This is a genomic window from Escherichia sp. E1V33, from assembly GCF_004211955.1.
In the GTDB taxonomy this organism is placed as follows: Bacteria; Pseudomonadota; Gammaproteobacteria; order Enterobacterales; family Enterobacteriaceae; genus Escherichia.
On record NZ_RHJI01000010.1, the window covers coordinates 567,888 to 584,896 of the forward strand.

Sequence of the window (17,009 nt, forward strand, 5' to 3'; positions counted from 1 at the left end):
GCTCAGGGTGAGTAAAATTGTGAAGCGCATCAAATCCCGTTTCTCGTCCTGCGGACTGGAGAAATTACGTACAAATTTGTGAATCAGCGCACGGATTTTTTCTTATTGAGTACAATAGGTTGGACAAATTTGCGGGAGGAGAATGTGCCGGTGCAGTAAACCGGCACAGAATGGCTGATCAGACGGATAAGGTCATGGACTCAACAACCTCAATCCAGCCATGCTCGCTGGCGATATCCTGACCGTTCAGCCAACGGCGCAGCATATTAAGCGCCATCATTGCGCACACTTCCTGACGGATAGCCAGGCTGTAGCGCGTAGTGCTGAAACGCACACGCAGAGCAAAAGTGCCGTTTGGCGTGGCTAGCGCAAAGTTGAGATGTTCGTTCTCGAAACCAGAAACAGCCAGCGCCAACCCGGCAAAATGGTTGGCCCGCCGTTCTGTAATCCAGTGGGCGGTTTGTGCCAGTGTCTCTTCTTGCGATGGTACGACTTCGCAAGCCAGCAGCGGCGCACCTGCGCGAGAAAGTTGCAAAGCCAATAAACCACCGGTGAATTGCTCGCTCAACGTCAGGCTGAACTGGCGGTTTTGCAATTCGCGGCTGATCTGCGCAGGCAGTCCTTCGGTGCCTTCGAAAATCAGGCTCTGTCCGGCAACACGTTTAACATCCAACCACAGTTTTTCCATCGCCTGTTTCTCGCTTGCCGGTCCGGTCAGCTTAAGTTCAATTATCGGCATTGAGGAGCGATAGCCCATCGTTACGCCCGGCGGTAATTGCAGGGAGTCCAGGCTTTGCGCCAAATCGCTTTCCGAACGACCAAAGGTAGTCAAACGCAGGCAAACCGGCGGTTGCGACAATGCAAATCGCTCACGCAGGCGCGGCAGGATTTCATGCTCGACCATCACTTTAAATTCCGACGGCACGCCAGGGGTAAAGAACATCAGGCAACGGTTAAGCTGCACGGCAAAACCACAGGCAGTGCCTACGGGGTTATTGATGAACTCGGCACTCGCTGGCAGTTCTGCCTGTTTACGGTTGCTCGGCGCCATCACGCGACCACGTTCGTGGAAATAACGTTCCATCTCTTTAAGCCAGGCGTCATGTAGCACCAGACCTTCACCCTTTGCTGTCGCAGCCGCGAGCGCGCTTAAATCATCGCTGGTTGGCCCCAGCCCACCGTTGACGATCAGCACATCGGCGTGCTGACTGCGCTCACGTAGAATGTTGACTAAATCTTCAAGGTTATCGCCTACGGTATTACGGCGAGATAGCGGCAAGCCCTGATGAAAGAAAAAGTCGGCCAGCCAGGCAGCATTCGTGTCAACGATTTGCCCGTGTAACACCTCATCCCCGGTGGATAGCATTTCCACTTTTAACATGGTTATCTCCTGCTTTTGTTATCGAATCACTATAACGCAAAGGGAGATAAGGCATAGTAAGAAACTGAATGGCGCGACAGAACGCCGCGCCGGAAGGTATCAGAAGCTGGCGTTAACCCCGACATAAGGGCCGTCGGCCACGGCATTATCACGATTGCCGTCTTTCCCCGACAGGTTCAGATAACGGTAGCCTGCCTCAATGCTGACTGGACGCATAATGGTGTAACGCGCGCCAGCATTCGCTTCTTCATAACTTTGAATACCGCTGGAGAGCGAATCTGGAGAGTAATAATACTCGCCAAATAGACGGAAGCTGTCGCCAATTTGCCACTGCAAACCACCACCGACTGCTGCCGCGTAACCTTCATCGCCGTAATTCGGGTTGGTATAAACACCTTTCCCACCTACAGTTGCCATTAACGGCCCCAACGGAAGATTCAGACCCAGCCCCACGCCCGCGACATCACCGTCGTCGTCGTTATGTGTCCAGTTACCGCTTAACGCCAGCCCCGTAGACTCGGTCCCGAAGCCGACGCCAATATTGGTATATTCCTTACCTGCCTGGCCGCTGATACTCATCGCATTGACCGATGCAGAAACCAACAGCATTCCAGCCAGAACTGGTAGCGCAAATTTTTTCATTTTTACCTTTTCCCGCAAGAAGATGATCAAAATTCCCCAAAGCTGCGGGATTGTACTGCCTGACACAGAGGATTCAATGCGCGAAAAAAGTGATCTGCTAACTTATTGTAACTAAATACTTCTCAAATAATTTAACGCCGAAAAAACAAACATGATTTAACGTTACAAACCAAAATAATAATCAGCGCAGTTATCATCGCAAAAGAGACTAATGTCACTTTCGCATATTTATGAGTTGCCGTATTCTCTTGGTTTATTTTCGATTATTAAGGAACATCCCTGTGCGACAACGGACTATTGTTTGCCCTTTAATTCAAAATGATGGCGCTTACCTGTTATGTAAAATGGCTGACGATCGCGGCGTTTTTCCGGGTCAATGGGCGCTTTCGGGTGGTGGCGTGGAACCTGGCGAGCGTATTGAAGAAGCATTACGCCGTGAAATCAGAGAAGAGTTAGGCGAGCAACTGATTCTTACTGACATCACTCCGTGGACTTTCAGCGATGACATTCGCACTAAAACGTATGGAGATGGTCGCAAGGAAGAGATTTATATGATTTACCTGATCTTTGACTGCGTTTCTGCCAACCGTGAAGTGAAAATAAACGAAGAGTTTCAGGAATACGCGTGGGTAAAACCCGAAGATCTGGCGCAATACGATTTGAATGTTGCAACCCGCAAAACGTTACGTTTGAAAGGGCTGCTGTGATAGAAACGACAGCCATAACTGGCTGTCATATTAACAATATCACCGATTAACAAACTCACCGTCCAGAAATACTTTGCCTTTTTCCACATGCATTACCAATCCATCCAGATAATCTGGTTTAAATGTCGCATTACGTTTGTCTTTGGCAATATACGTCAGGCAATGGTTATGGGTAAAAATAACAATATTCTTACCCGGTGATGTTGTTTGCAAATCCTTAATTGCGCTATAAATCTCGTTCCCACAATGTAGAAAGCGCTTATCTACCGTCAGTTTTTTACCCGCAGAAAACCAGGTCGCCGATTGAATGGTTCGAATGGTATTACTGGAATAAAGATCGAAATCAGGGATATCTGCGCTGAAGGCTTTGCCCAGTTCACGCGCATCCTGAGAGCCATTAACCGTAATACCTGTTTTGTCTGACAAGCATTGATTGGAGGAGCGATCGCAGCGTTCTCCATGGCGAAACAAAACCACCACCGGGTGCTGTTGCGACAATCTGGCCAACGTTTTGTTGTCGATACGCGGCAAACCATTACTACTCCAGGCTGCATGTGTACCCAACGCGGCAATCGCAGCAAGCGCCAGTAAAATGAAGGCATATTTTTTAGACTTCAACGAAGCCCAGCAAAAAGCTAACACGTAAACTCCACCTGTAGACAAGCACAACTGACTAAATACCCGTGAAAACCAACGGTATTTTCATCAATAAAGAGTGACTGGGAAAATATTAAAACATTACGATGTGCGCAAAATGCCTTAAAGTTTTGCAAAATGCAAACCAAAAATAATATTTAAGTATCAGATTATTTTCTTAAGGTTAAGTTAACATTCTATCTTTAGCATCTTATTCCAAATGGGAAAATATATATAACGCCCTATGGCAAATATTAGCGAATAGCTGGGAAAGGTATTCAATGGCTGAAAGAAAAACAATGTCAGACTTTTTACCTTTTTCACGTCCGGCAATGGGTGTGGAAGAACTCGCTGCGGTTAAAGAGGTTCTCGAATCTGGGTGGATCACCACCGGTCCGAAGAATCAGGCACTTGAACAAGCCTTTTGCCAGTTGACGGGAAATCAACATGCCATCGCAGTCAGCTCAGCCACTGCCGGAATGCATATCACGCTAATGGCGCTGGAGGTAGGTGCTGGCGATGAAGTGATCACGCCTTCTCTGACCTGGGTTTCAACCCTCAATATGATCTCCTTGTTGGGTGCAACGCCGGTAATGGTGGATGTCGACTGCGATACGCTGATGGTCACGCCTGAAGCGATCGAATCAGCCATTACGCCACGCACTAAAGCCATCATTCCAGTGCATTATGCCGGTGCGCCAGCAGATATCGACGCCATTCGCACCATTGGCGAACGCTACGGGATCGCGGTTATCGAAGATGCTGCCCATGCCGTCGGTACGTATTACAAAGGCCGACATATCGGCGCGAAAGGTACCGCTATTTTTTCGTTTCACGCCATCAAAAATATTACCTGTGCGGAAGGTGGCCTGATTGTTACCGATGATGAAAACCTCGCCCGCCAGCTACGTATGCTGAAATTTCATGGTCTGGGCGTCGATGCATATGACAGACAAACCTGGGGCCGCGCACCACAGGCAGAAGTATTAACACCGGGCTACAAGTACAATCTGACCGATATTAACGCCGCTATAGCCCTGACACAGTTAAATAAATTAGAGCAACTCAACACCCGTCGTCGGGAAATTGCCCTGCAATATCAACAAGCACTGGCAGCCCTCCCGTTCCAGCCTTTAAGCCTTCCCGTATGGACGCATGTTCATGCCTGGCATCTGTTTATTATTCGTGTTGATGAACAACGTTGTGGTTTCAGTCGCGATGCGTTGATGGAAGCATTAAAAGAACAAGGCATTGGCACCGGGTTACATTTCCGCGCTGCCCACACGCAAAAATATTATCGCGAGCGTTTTCCCACGCTGTCGTTACCGAATACCGAATGGAATAGCGAACGCATCTGTTCGTTGCCGCTGTTCCCGGATATGACCACCGCCGATGTCGACCGCGTCATCACAGCTCTTCAGCAACTCGCAGGACAATAAGCCATGTTTGAAATCCACCCTGTTAAGAAAGTCTCGGTGGTTATTCCCGTTTATAACGAGCAGGAAAGCTTACCGGAATTAATCAGGCGCACCACCGCAGCCTGCGAAACGCTAGGGAAAGAGTATGAGATCCTGCTGATTGATGACGGCAGTAGCGATAATTCCGCACAAATGCTCGTCGATGCCTCGCAAGCGGAGGGCAGCCACATTGTGTCTATTTTGCTTAATCGTAATTACGGACAGCATTCGGCGATCATGGCAGGTTTCAGCCACGTTACCGGCGACTTAATTATTACCCTTGATGCCGATCTCCAGAACCCGCCAGAGGAGATCCCCCGTCTGGTAGAAAAAGCCGATGAAGGTTACGACGTGGTGGGTACTGTGCGACAGAATCGCAAGGATACCTGGTTTCGTAAAACTGCATCGAAGATGATTAACCGACTTATTCAGCGCACCACCGGCAAAGCGATGGGCGACTATGGCTGTATGTTACGCGCCTATCGCCGTCATATTATCGATGCCATGTTGCACTGCCATGAACGCAGCACCTTTATTCCGATTCTGGCGAATATCTTCGCTCGCCGCGCCATTGAAATTCCAGTGCATCATGCCGAGCGTGAATTTGGCGAATCTAAATACAGCTTTATGCGCCTGATTAATTTGATGTACGACCTGGTGACCTGCCTGACCACTACGCCGCTACGTATGCTGAGTCTTCTCGGCAGCGTGATTGCGATTGGGGGGTTCAGCATTGCGGTACTGCTGGTGATTTTACGCCTGACCTTCGGACCACAATGGGCGGCAGAAGGCGTCTTTATGCTATTTGCCGTGCTGTTTACTTTTATTGGCGCTCAGTTTATCGGCATGGGATTGCTCGGTGAATATATCGGCAGGATCTACACCGATGTCCGCGCCCGCCCCCGCTATTTTGTTCAGCAAGTTATCCGTCCATCCCGCAAGGAAAATGAATAATGAAAACCGTCGTTTTTGCCTACCACGATATGGGATGCCTCGGTATTGAAGCCCTTCTGGCTGCCGGTTACGAAATTAGCGCCATTTTTACCCATACCGATAATCCCGGTGAAAAAGCCTTTTATGGTTCGGTGGCTCGCCTGGCGGCGGAACGAGGCATTCCGGTCTACGCGCCGGATAACGTTAATCATCCGTTGTGGGTGGAACGCATTAGCCAACTGTCGCCAGATATCATTTTCTCTTTTTATTATCGCCATCTGATCAGCGACGGGATTTTGCAGCTTGCTCCCGCAGGTGCATTTAATCTGCATGGTTCGCTGTTACCGAAATATCGTGGTCGCGCGCCGCTGAACTGGGTGCTGGTGAATGGTGAAACGGAAACGGGCGTTACATTGCACCGAATGGTGAAACGTGCCGATGCCGGGGCCATTGTGGCCCAACTGCGTGTCGCCATTGCGCCAGATGATATCGCCATTACGCTGCATCATAAATTGTGCCAGGCCGCACGTCAGTTGCTGGAACAGACGTTACCCGCCATTAAACACGGTAATATTCTGGAAATCGCCCAACGCGAGAACGAAGCCACCTGTTTTGGTCGCAGAACACCAGAAGACAGCTTCCTCGAGTGGCACAGACCGGCAGCCGTATTGCATAACATGGTGCGCGCCGTCGCCGATCCGTGGCCTGGTGCCTTCAGCTATGTTGGTAACCAGAAATTCACCGTCTGGTCGTCACGCGTGCATTCTCATGCGTCCGCAGCACAACCGGGAAGCGTGATTTCTGTTGCGCCACTGCTGGTTTCCTGTGGCGATGGCGCGCTGGAAATCGTCACTGGACAGGCGGGGAACGGCATTACCATGCAAGGCTCGCAATTAGCCCAGACGCTGGGGCTGGTACAAGGTTCACGGTTGAATAGCCAGCCTGCCTGCGCCACCCGACGCCGTACCCGGGTGCTCATCCTCGGGGTAAATGGTTTTATCGGTAACCATTTGACAGAACGCCTGCTGCGCGAAGATCACTATGAAGTTTACGGTCTGGATATTGGCAGCGACGCGATAAGTCGTTTTCTGAATCATCCGCATTTTCATTTTGTTGAAGGCGATATCAGTATTCATTCCGAATGGATTGAGTATCACGTCAAAAAATGTGATGTCGTGTTGCCGCTGGTGGCGATAGCCACGCCGATTGAATATACCCGCAACCCGCTGCGCGTATTTGAACTCGATTTTGAAGAGAATCTGCGCATTATCCGCTACTGCGTGAAGTACCGTAAGCGAATCATCTTCCCGTCGACGTCAGAAGTTTACGGGATGTGTAGCGATAAATACTTCGATGAAGATCATTCTAATTTGATTGTCGGTCCGGTGAATAAACCGCGCTGGATTTATTCGGTGTCAAAACAATTACTTGATCGGGTGATCTGGGCGTATGGCGAAAAAGAGGGATTGCAGTTCACCCTCTTCCGCCCGTTTAACTGGATGGGACCAAGGCTGGATAACCTTAATGCAGCGCGAATTGGCAGCTCGCGCGCTATTACCCAACTCATTCTCAACCTGGTGGAAGGTTCACCCATCAAGCTTATTGATGGCGGAAAACAAAAACGCTGCTTTACTGATATTCGGGATGGTATCGAAGCGTTGTTCCGCATTATCGAGAATGTGGGAAATCGCTGTGACGGCGAAATTATCAACATTGGCAATCCTGATAACGAAGCGAGTATTGAAGAACTGGGCGAGATGCTGCTGGCGAGCTTTGAAAAACATCCGCTGCGCCACCATTTCCCGCCGTTTGCAGGCTTTCGCGTAGTAGAAAGCAGTAGCTACTACGGCAAGGGATATCAGGACGTGGCGCACCGTAAACCGAGCATCCGCAATGCCCGTCGCTGCCTGAGCTGGGAACCGAAAATTGATATGCAGGAAACCATCGATGAAACGCTGGATTTCTTCCTGCGCACTGTCGATCTTACGGATAAACCATCATGACCAAAGTAGGCTTACGCATTGATGTCGATACCTTTCGTGGCACCCGTGAAGGCGTGCCGCGTCTGCTGGAAATTTTGAGTAAACATAATATTCAGGCCAGCATTTTTTTCAGCGTCGGCCCGGACAATATGGGCCGCCATCTCTGGCGTCTGGTGAAACCACAGTTTTTGTGGAAGATGCTACGCTCAAACGCGGCATCGCTTTATGGCTGGGATATTTTACTGGCAGGTACGGCATGGCCCGGTAAAGAGATTGGTCATGCCAATGCCGATATCATTCGTGAAGCGGCTAAATATCACGAAGTCGGCCTGCACGCCTGGGATCACCACGCCTGGCAAGCCCATAGCGGTAACTGGAGTCGGCAAACGATGGTCGACGATATTGCACGCGGCCTTCGCACACTGGAAGAGATTATCGGCCAACCAGTAACCTGTTCTGCCGCTGCGGGCTGGCGTGCCGACCAACAGGTGATCGAAGCAAAAGAAGTGTTCCATTTGCGCTACAACAGCGATTGTCGTGGGGCGATGCCGTTTCGTCCATTGCTCGAATCAGGTAAACCCGGCACTGCGCAAATTCCGGTGACCTTACCTACCTGGGATGAAGTGATTGGCCGGGATGTGAAAGCGGAAGATTTTAATGGCTGGCTACTCAACCGCATCCTGCGAGATAAAGGCACGCCGGTTTATACCATCCATGCAGAAGTTGAAGGCGGCGCTTATCAGCATAATTTTGTGGATCTCCTGAAACGCGCCGCTCGCGAAGGCATTACGTTTTACCCATTAAGCGAGCTGTTAACAGAGACATTGCCTGTCGGACAAGTTGTTCGCGGTACTATTGCCGGACGTGAAGGCTGGCTGGGTTGCCAGCAAGCTGCGGGAACTCGTCCATGAAATCCATTCGCTATTACGCAGCATTCTTTGCGTTTATTACCGTCTATTATCTCTTGCCGATTAATTATCGTCTGCTTTGGCAACCTGATGAAACGCGTTATGCAGAAATCAGTCGGGAAATGCTGGCCTCCGGCGACTGGATTGTGCCCCATCTGTTAGGGCTACGTTATTTCGAAAAACCGATTGCCGGATACTGGATTAACAGTATTGGACAATGGCTGTTTGGCGCGAATAACTTTGGTGTGCGGGCTGGTGTTATCTTTGCGACCCTGTTAACCGCCGCACTGGTGGCCTGGTTTACTCTGCGTTTATGGCGCGATAAACGTCTGGCACTACTCACTACCGTGGTTTATCTGTCGTTATTTCTTGTCTACGCCATCGGTACTTATGCGGTGCTCGATCCATTCATCGCATTCTGGCTGGTGGCGGGAATGTGCAGCTTCTGGTTGGCAATGGATGCGCACACGTGGAAAGGCAAAAGCGCAGGATTTTTACTGCTGGGAATCACCTGCGGGATGGGGGTAATGACCAAAGGTTTTCTCGCCCTCGCCGTGCCGGTATTAAGCGTGCTGCCGTGGGTGGCGACGCAAAAACGCTGGAAAGATCTTTTTATTTACGGCTGGCTGGCAATCATCAGTTGCGTACTGACGGTTCTCCCCTGGGGATTAGCAATAGCGCAACGGGAGCATGACTTCTGGCACTATTTTTTCTGGGTTGAGCATATTCAACGCTTTGCGATGGATGATGCCCAACATAAAGCCCCGTTCTGGTATTACTTGCCTGTCATCATTGCCGGTAGCCTGCCGTGGCTGGGATTACTCCCCGGCGCGCTGTGTACTGGCTGGAAAAACCGCAATCATTCCGCAACCGTCTATTTGTTGAGCTGGACAGTGATGCCACTGCTGTTTTTCTCCGTCGCTAAAGGCAAATTGCCCACCTATATTCTCTCCTGCTTTGCGCCTTTAGCGATGTTGTTGGCGTATTACGCGGTACAGGCAGCAAAAAATAATCCTCTGGCATTGCGAATTAATGGCTGGATTAACATCGCATTTGGCGTTACTGGCATTATTGCCACGTTTGTTGTCTCCCCCTGGGGACCAATGAGCACGCCAGTCTGGCAAACTTTCGAAATCTATAAAGTCTTTTGCGCATGGTCGATTTTTTCGCTGTGGGCATTTTTCGGCTGGTACACATTAACGAACGTGGAAAAAAACTGGCCTTTTGCGGCGCTTTGCCCGTTGGGGCTGGCGTTGCTCGTGGGATTTGCGATTCCTGACAGAATTATGGAAGCAAAACATCCGCAATTTTTTGTCGAGATGACGCAAGAGTCACTTCAGCCGAGCCGCTATATTCTTACTGACAGTGTCGGCGTTGCCACAGGTCTGGCATGGAGCCTGCAACGCGATGACATCATCATGTATCGTCAGACGGGTGAGTTGAAATACGGCCTTAATTACCCGGATGCGAAAGGCAGGTTTGTCAGCGGTGATAATTTCGCCAACTGGCTTAATAATCATCGTCAGGAGGGGATTATTACTCTCGTACTTTCGGTTGACCACGATGAAGACATTAACAGTCTCCCCATTCCACCTGCAGACGCCACCGATCACCAGGGACGTCTGGTGCTCTTTCAGTATCGGCCTAAATGATCTGGCTGATATTAGTCTTTGCCAGCTTGCTTAGTGTTGCCGGGCAACTCTGTCAAAAACAGGCAACCTGCTTTGTGGCGATAAATAAACGGCGCAAACATATCGCGCTGTGGCTGGGGCTGGCATTGGTTTGTCTTGGGCTGGCAATGCTGCTCTGGCTGCTGGTATTGCAGAGCGTACCGGTAGGCATTGCTTACCCAATGTTGAGTCTGAATTTTGTCTGGGTGACGCTGGCGGCAACAAAACTCTGGCACGAACCGGTGTCTTTTCGGCACTGGTGTGGGGTGGCGTTCATTATTGGTGGCATTGTGATTCTCGGGAGTACGGCGTAATGGGCCTGATGTGGGGATTATTCAGCGTTATTATTGCCTCCGCTGCGCAATTAAGCCTGGGTTATGCGGCGAGTCATCTGCCACCGATGACGCAATTATGGGATTTTATCGCTGCGCTTTTGGCTTTTGGCTTGGATGCCCGGATGCTGGTGGTAGGGCTACTGGGTTATCTGCTTTCCGTTTTTTGTTGGTATAAAACACTTCATCAACTCACACTCAGCAAAGCCTATACTTTGCTGAGTGTGAGTTATGTACTGGTATGGATTGCATCAATGGTACTTCCCGGTTGGGAAGGGACTTTTTCCGTGAAGGCACTGCTTGGAGTTGCCTGTATTATGGGCGGATTAACGCTGATTTTCCTGCCAGTTCGAAATAAAAATCACTGACGATTTCTGGCCATTTTGCGTACATTCTCCCACTCTTCGCCACTGTAGCTTCGGGCATCAATAACTTTAATTGTGTGTTGTGTATCCCGGTTAATACAGTACATCGCATCCTGTAGCGGTGAGAGTAAATCACCTGGCTGCACAATAACATCATTGCACACTTCGGCAATCATTTTGAGAGCACCACTGGTATCACTAAGGACCAATACATGGCGATTTTTCGCCGCGCCGCAACACGTCTTTTTTACTAACCACTCCATTGCACCTCCCTGTAGGATAAGAACTTTCACATTAATTTACAGATTAACATGTAAACCCATTATCAATGGCAATGGAATGGTTAAAATGAGAAGTGAAACGGATGGTTAATTATTGCTGGCGTTGCACCCACTCTTTTAGCGCCTGACGTGAAATCTTAATGCCGCCGTTTTTTAACTCTGGCGGCAACGTCAGCCAATGTATCGGTTGCTGAAAACGGGCCAGTTTATCTTTCACCCATTCGCTGAGATCAACGCTTTCCTGATCATACTCCACAACTGCTACCGGCCGATGACCAAACTCGTTGTCTGCGACAGGGACAATAAACACCTGCAAAACCGCAGGATGCGCGGCAATCACACGTTCGACTTCTTCCGGCTGAATGCCTTCGCCACCACTGAAGAACAGATTGTCTAAACGTCCGACAATGGTCAGCTTGCCATTATGCATCTCACCGCGATCGCGCGTGGCGTACCAGCCTTCGTCATTCACCAGCGGCACCAGTTGCCCGTTACGCCAGTAGCCTTCTGCCATACTGGCAGCCCGCAGCCACACTTCATCGTTAACGATTTTCACTTCCCGACCGGGCAGCGGCGAGCCGACGTCAGCCAGGCCGTCGGCTTCTTTCGCACACACCGTGGAGGCAAACTCGGTCAGACCATAGCCGCAAAAGCAACGAATCCCCTGCTCGCGCGCCTGTTCCGTCAACTCGATCGGGATAGCCGCGCCGCCAAGTAACACCGCTTTCAGGGAAACGGAACTGCGGTTAACCAGCAAACGCCAGAGCTGCGTCGGCACCAGCGAGGCGTGCGTACAACCTGCCAGCATTTGCTCCAGCGGTTGTTTATCGCGTACCGTCATCCGCGCACCAGCGTATAACCAGCGCCACATAATTCCCTGACCAGAGACGTGAAACAGCGGCAAAGAGAGCAGCCAGTCATCATGCTCGCTAAACGGAATCAGCGATAACACCCCTTCGGCACTGGCAATATGGGCCTGATAAGTATGAACAGCGGCTTTTGGCAAACCAGTGGAGCCGGAGGTCAACGTCATTGAGCACAGACGCGTCGGCTGCCACACAGCGGCATGTGCGCCTTCAACCAACTGAATGTACAGCGACGTTAACGCCGGAAACGTGTTTTCCCCTTCCGGCACCAGCGCAAATTGCAACGTAAGATTTGGCAGCAATTCCTCAAGCAACGGTTGCGGCAGTTGTGGATTCACGGGCAGCACTCGCGCACCACATTGCAGTAACGCCAGCCAGGCCAGCAGAGTTTGGGGCGTATTCCACGCCCGCAACATCACACCGCTGCCCTCAACAACGCCCTGCGCCGCAAAGCCCGCAGCTAACTCATCGACGCGAGCACAAAGCTCGCGCCAGTTGAGTTGCTCGTCATTGAGACGTAAGGCGGTGGCTTCTCCCCGCACTTGCCGCCAGTGACGCCACGGCCAGTCAGAGAAAGTCATAACAACCGCTCCAGTGCATCAACGTCCACTAACGGCAAAGGGCTACCCGGCCAGCGACGTACCTGCTGCGCCTGCATCAGATCCAGCGTGTCCAGCCCCGGAATGGTATCTGGTGTTAACCAGGCGGCAATCCGCGCCAGTTGCGTTAAGCCTAAGCTCGATTCAATGGAAGAACTGATCACTGCCGTCAGCCCCAGCGCATGCGCCGCATCTACCTGCTCGCGCACTTTCTCCAGGCTGCCCGTGAGCGTGGGTTTGATAACTACCGCACGTACGCCTTCTTCCGCCATAAAGGCAAAATCCGGCTCGCGCAGGCTTTCATCCCAGGCAATGGCAATGCCGGTTTCACGGGCAAACGCTCGCGAATCATCGCGGGTTTTGCACGGCTCTTCGAGAAATGAGATGCGGTGGCGATAATCCGGGTTAACGTATTTGGCAAACTGCTGGCCTTTCAGCGGCGTCCAGGCGCGATTCGCGTCAAGACGCAAATGCAGATCCGGAATTGCCTCCAGCAACAGATTGACCACCATGCCGTCGCGTACTGCTTCGTACAATCCCACTTTGACCTTCGCCACTTTCTCGCCAGGCATATCGGCAAGTTTGAGGATCAGATCGTCAGGATCGCCATTACACAGCGGCGCAGCACGGTAGTTGGCTGCTTGCGGCAACGTATCGGTCAGTTCTGCCAATGCACAGCTTACGCCAAAGGCCACGGAAGGCATCTGCGGTAGCTCGCAAACGCCTGCCAGCCAGTTATTTACCCAGGCAAGCAGCACGCTTTGCGCCTCTTCCCAGGTTTCCTGACTGAATCCCGGCAGTGGGGAGATCTCCCCCCACCCTTCGCGCTCGCCTTCACGCAGGCAAACGTATAGCCCGTCGCGGGTTTTTAACCGCCTGTCGCGCAGAACCACCCCCGCGTCCATGGGGATCTGCCAGCGGTATACCTGCGCGCTACGCATTACGGATTCCGTTTGAATTTGCTGAAGTCAGGCTGACGTTTCTGGTTGAAGGCGTTGCGACCTTCCTGACCTTCTTCCGTCATGTAGAACAGCATGGTGGCGTTACCCGCCAGCTCCTGCAGACCTGCCTGACCGTCACAGTCGGCGTTCAGTGCAGCTTTCAGGCAACGCAGCGCCATTGGGCTGTTTTGCAGCATTTCACGGCACCAACGCACGGTTTCTTTTTCCAGATCGGCCAGCGGTACAACGGTGTTTACAAGGCCCATATCCAGCGCCTGTTTTGCGTCGTACTGACGGCACAGGAACCAGATTTCACGCGCTTTTTTCTGTCCGACGATGCGAGCCATGTAAGACGCGCCCCAGCCGCCGTCGAAGGAACCGACCTTCGGCCCCGTCTGACCGAAGATGGCATTTTCTGCCGCAATGGTCAGGTCGCACATCATGTGCAGAACGTGACCGCCGCCGATAGAGTAGCCAGCGACCATTGCAACAACCGGTTTCGGGCAGGTACGGATCTGACGCTGGAAGTCCAGCACGTTCAGGTGATGTACGCCGGAATCATCTTTATAGCCGCCGTAATCGCCACGTACTTTCTGGTCACCGCCAGAGCAGAACGCTTTATCGCCTGCGCCAGTCAGAATGATCACGCCGATGTTGTCGTCATAGCGCGCATCCGCCAGCGCCTGGATCATCTCTTTTACCGTCAGAGGACGGAAGGCATTGCGCACCTGCGGACGATTAATGGTGATTTTTGCGATACCGTCGGTAGATTTTTCATAACGAATGTCCTCGAAACCTTCGGAGCAGTCGTGCCATTCAACCGGTGCGTAAAGCATTGCTTCATCAGGATAAATCATATTGTGTCCTTTAGTCAGAAACGCAAGATCTGCGCCAGACTTGCAATTACGCCAGCGGGATTTTCCCGGTGCGCGTTATGTCCGGCGCGAGGAATGACATGGCAGTCGGCAGCCAGTTCCGCCGCCAGAGCGCGGAATTTGCTGTCACGTTCACCACATAAATAATAAAACGCAAATGTGCGGGCGCTAAGGTTAGCACGTAAATCGGGCTGGACGGCGAGAGAAGTGGCCTCCAGCATGGCGGCAAGGGTTGCACCGTTATTGTTGCTGCGCAGCGCCACCAGCTCCCTGCGTTGATCATCATTGAGCGAGGCAAAAACAGGCTGTTGATACCAGTCGGTAAACACCGCCGTTAACGGTTCTGAGCGAAAACGCTGCGCCCAGCGGTGATCGGAAAGCTGGCGTTCCGCACGTTGTTCAGCACTTTGCAGCCCAGGATGCCCACCTTCGACAATCACGCCACAAAGCCCCGTCATCCCCTGACAAGCCGCCATCATCGCCACCCGTCCGCCAAGCGAATACCCCACCAACCAGTGGTTTAGTATGTTGTAACTAAAAAGGGTGTTACGCAGTAAATCGACGACATCAGCAAAACCACTGACACGAATTGCCGCCGAACCACCATGTCCGGGGAGATCAATATATAAACGCGAATAATCAGCAAACGCCTCGCCGACTTCCTGCCATTCGTGGCAATCGCCGGAAAAACCGTGCAAAAACACCAGCCAGGGTAAACCGGGCTTGCCGTGTTTTGCCTGCGCGTGCAGGATCATAAATGGCTTACCTGCGCCAGCAGTTGCTGGAGCGTTTGCGCGCCATCGGTATCGTTAACCACCATTTCAATCACTGTGGTGGTTGGGATGCGCCACGCGCCTGCCAGCGCCGATTCAAATTCATCCCAGTTTTGCGGGCGATGATATTTCAGCTCAAACATCGCGGCAGCGTGCTCAAAATGGACGTTTTGCGGCATCAGATAGAAACGCTCGCGCTCGCTTTTCGGCGTCGGCAGCAGCGAGAAAATTTGCCCGCCGTTGTTGTTCACCACAATTAATACCAGCGGTGCGGAAACCTGACGCAATAACGCCAGCGCGTTGATATCGTAAAGAGCAGAGAGATCGCCCACTATCGCCAGCGTCGGTTTGCCGCTCGCTCGCTGTACGCCTGCGGCGGTAGAAATCAGCCCGTCGATACCGCTGGCCCCTCGGTTGCTGTACACCGGGTAACCTGCCGGAAGTTGCGAAAGCGCATCAATCAGACGTACCACCAGGCTGTTACCGACGAACAGTTGCCCTTGTTCAGGCAGATAGCTGCTGATGCGATGCGCCAGTTGCGCTTCGCCAAATGCATCGCGACAGGCAACAACCGCCTGCATTGCCTGTTCAGCGAGACGCGGGATCTCCATGCACCAGGGCTGGCGTTTTTCAGCCGGATGCTGCTCCAGCCAGTCGGCAATATTGGCAATCAGGCGACGTCCACGATGGTGTGCCGGGTCAAGCTGCCCTTCGATGTTATCAACAATCCAGTACTCTTCAGGCTCACAGCTCGCCTGCCATTGCAGTAACCGTTTGCCTGTCAGGCTGCTCCCAAGTTGCACGACAATCTGCGCCTGCTGCAACTCACTCACCGCTTTGGCATTGCTTAACCAGAGATCGGCACACGGCAGCGGCTGCCCGGTTTGCGACAGCACGTCGCCAATCAGCGGCCAGCCAAGAGTTTGCGCCCACAGGGCAACTTTTTTGCCCTCTTCCGCACTCATGCGCCCGGCAACCACCACGCCACGCTTTTGCCGCCAGAAGAACCAGTCGCGCTGTTTTTCGCTCTCAAGACGAGGCGCTTCACGCAGCCACGGCTTGTCACCCTGCCACCAGTCGCCAAGACGTTGTTGCCACGCAAGCCCTGTATCGTCCATCTCGCCATATAACGGTTCGGCAAACGGGCAGTTGATATGAACTCCGCCCGCATGCAGCGTGCCTAAAGCGTGGTCGATAGTAGAAACCAGCCAACGAGCGGGAATATCCTGCGTCGGGCGCGGCAGTGAAATGCTATGCGTAGGATGAGACGCGAACATACCCGGCTGACGAATTGCCTGATTTGCGCCGCAGTCAATCAGTTCCGGAGGACGATCGGCGGTTAACAGGATCAGTTTTTCTCCGGTTAACCCGGCTTCAATCAGTGCCGGATAGAGATTCGCTACCGCCGTGCCGGAAGTCACTATCACCGCCACCGGCTGTTTGCTGACCTTCGCCAGCCCCAGCGCCAAATGCCCCAGCCCACGCTCATCAAAATGAGTGTGATGAATGAATGCGGAATTTTCCGCCGCCGCCAGAGTTAATGGCGTAGAACGAGAGCCAGGGGCGATGCAGACGTGTCTGACGCCATGACGTGTTAATGCTTCCAGAATGACCGCCGCCCAGCGTCGGTTAAATGCGCTTACTGACATGAGTTTGTCCGG

At 52.1% G+C, this 17,009-nt stretch carries 17 protein-coding genes; 8 read left to right on the plus strand and 9 right to left on the minus strand.

Features of this window, described 5'->3' with window-relative positions:
• Positions 1–178: 178 nt before the first annotated feature.
• Positions 179–1,381 (minus strand): nicotinamide mononucleotide deamidase-related protein YfaY, encoded by a 1,203-nt coding sequence (locus D9742_RS10795; RefSeq protein WP_130236905.1) that lies wholly within the window; start codon positions 1,379–1,381, stop codon positions 179–181.
• A 99-nt stretch (positions 1,382–1,480) separates the two neighbouring features.
• Positions 1,481–2,023 (minus strand): YfaZ family outer membrane protein, encoded by a 543-nt coding sequence (locus D9742_RS10800; RefSeq protein WP_064526689.1) that lies wholly within the window; start codon positions 2,021–2,023, stop codon positions 1,481–1,483.
• A 281-nt stretch (positions 2,024–2,304) separates the two neighbouring features.
• Here D9742_RS10800 and nudI point away from each other — a divergent pair, with 281 nt between their 5' ends.
• A complete protein-coding gene (gene nudI, locus D9742_RS10805) occupies positions 2,305–2,730 on the plus strand; it encodes a nucleoside triphosphatase NudI (protein ID WP_130236906.1) in 426 nt (141 codons plus the stop codon).
• Between the two features lie 39 nt (positions 2,731–2,769).
• On the opposite strand, the gene ais is transcribed toward nudI, so the two are convergent.
• Positions 2,770–3,372 (minus strand): lipopolysaccharide core heptose(II)-phosphate phosphatase Ais, encoded by a 603-nt coding sequence (gene ais / locus D9742_RS10810; protein ID WP_130236907.1) that lies wholly within the window; start codon positions 3,370–3,372, stop codon positions 2,770–2,772.
• A 293-nt stretch (positions 3,373–3,665) separates the two neighbouring features.
• On the opposite strand from ais, the gene arnB reads away from it, so the two are divergent.
• From arnB to arnF, 7 genes are read left to right on the plus strand one after another with little or no spacing between them, the layout of a single operon-like run.
• Complete coding sequence (gene arnB / locus D9742_RS10815; protein ID WP_130236993.1) at positions 3,666–4,805, plus strand: UDP-4-amino-4-deoxy-L-arabinose aminotransferase; 1,140 nt, start codon at positions 3,666–3,668, stop codon at positions 4,803–4,805.
• A gap of 3 nt (positions 4,806–4,808) precedes the next feature.
• Positions 4,809–5,777: an undecaprenyl-phosphate 4-deoxy-4-formamido-L-arabinose transferase gene (gene arnC / locus D9742_RS10820; RefSeq protein WP_130236908.1), complete on the plus strand. Its 969-nt coding sequence runs from the start codon at positions 4,809–4,811 to the stop codon at positions 5,775–5,777.
• Positions 5,777–7,759, plus strand: coding sequence for a bifunctional UDP-4-amino-4-deoxy-L-arabinose formyltransferase/UDP-glucuronic acid oxidase ArnA (gene arnA, locus D9742_RS10825; protein ID WP_130236909.1), 1,983 nt, complete (start codon positions 5,777–5,779; stop codon positions 7,757–7,759). Before arnC ends, arnA begins: the two co-directional genes overlap by 1 nt.
• Positions 7,756–8,649 (plus strand): 4-deoxy-4-formamido-L-arabinose-phosphoundecaprenol deformylase, encoded by an 894-nt coding sequence (arnD, locus tag D9742_RS10830; protein ID WP_130236910.1) that lies wholly within the window; start codon positions 7,756–7,758, stop codon positions 8,647–8,649. The genes arnA and arnD overlap by 4 nt, the downstream gene beginning before the upstream one ends.
• A complete protein-coding gene (arnT, locus tag D9742_RS10835; RefSeq protein ID WP_130236911.1) occupies positions 8,646–10,298 on the plus strand; it encodes a lipid IV(A) 4-amino-4-deoxy-L-arabinosyltransferase in 1,653 nt (550 codons plus the stop codon). Before arnD ends, arnT begins: the two co-directional genes overlap by 4 nt.
• Positions 10,295–10,630, plus strand: coding sequence for a 4-amino-4-deoxy-L-arabinose-phosphoundecaprenol flippase subunit ArnE (gene arnE / locus D9742_RS10840; RefSeq protein ID WP_130236912.1), 336 nt, complete (start codon positions 10,295–10,297; stop codon positions 10,628–10,630). The genes arnT and arnE overlap by 4 nt, the downstream gene beginning before the upstream one ends.
• Positions 10,630–11,016, plus strand: coding sequence for a 4-amino-4-deoxy-L-arabinose-phosphoundecaprenol flippase subunit ArnF (arnF, locus tag D9742_RS10845; RefSeq protein ID WP_130236913.1), 387 nt, complete (start codon positions 10,630–10,632; stop codon positions 11,014–11,016). The genes arnE and arnF overlap by 1 nt, the downstream gene beginning before the upstream one ends.
• Here arnF and pmrD read toward each other — a convergent pair.
• The 6 genes from pmrD to menD all read right to left on the minus strand — a co-directional run bounded on the left by pmrD (position 11,010) and on the right by menD (position 16,997).
• Positions 11,010–11,276, minus strand: coding sequence for a signal transduction protein PmrD (gene pmrD, locus D9742_RS10850; protein ID WP_130236914.1), 267 nt, complete (start codon positions 11,274–11,276; stop codon positions 11,010–11,012). The genes arnF and pmrD overlap by 7 nt on opposite strands.
• 109 nt (positions 11,277–11,385) lie before the next feature.
• Positions 11,386–12,741: an o-succinylbenzoate--CoA ligase gene (gene menE, locus D9742_RS10855; protein WP_130236915.1), complete on the minus strand. Its 1,356-nt coding sequence runs from the start codon at positions 12,739–12,741 to the stop codon at positions 11,386–11,388.
• The gene (gene menC / locus D9742_RS10860) at positions 12,738–13,700 is read right to left on the minus strand and encodes an o-succinylbenzoate synthase (RefSeq protein WP_130236916.1); all 963 of its coding nucleotides are present in this window, start codon (positions 13,698–13,700) and stop codon (positions 12,738–12,740) included. Before menC ends, menE begins: the two co-directional genes overlap by 4 nt.
• Positions 13,700–14,557 (minus strand): 1,4-dihydroxy-2-naphthoyl-CoA synthase, encoded by an 858-nt coding sequence (menB, locus tag D9742_RS10865; protein ID WP_000640000.1) that lies wholly within the window; start codon positions 14,555–14,557, stop codon positions 13,700–13,702. The genes menC and menB overlap by 1 nt, the downstream gene beginning before the upstream one ends.
• Positions 14,558–14,571: 14 nt before the next feature.
• Positions 14,572–15,330, minus strand: a complete 759-nt coding sequence (menH, locus tag D9742_RS10870; protein WP_130236917.1) for a 2-succinyl-6-hydroxy-2,4-cyclohexadiene-1-carboxylate synthase — start codon at positions 15,328–15,330, stop codon at positions 14,572–14,574.
• Positions 15,327–16,997: a 2-succinyl-5-enolpyruvyl-6-hydroxy-3-cyclohexene-1-carboxylic-acid synthase gene (menD, locus tag D9742_RS10875; RefSeq protein WP_130236918.1), complete on the minus strand. Its 1,671-nt coding sequence runs from the start codon at positions 16,995–16,997 to the stop codon at positions 15,327–15,329. Before menD ends, menH begins: the two co-directional genes overlap by 4 nt.
• Positions 16,998–17,009: the final 12 nt, after the last annotated feature.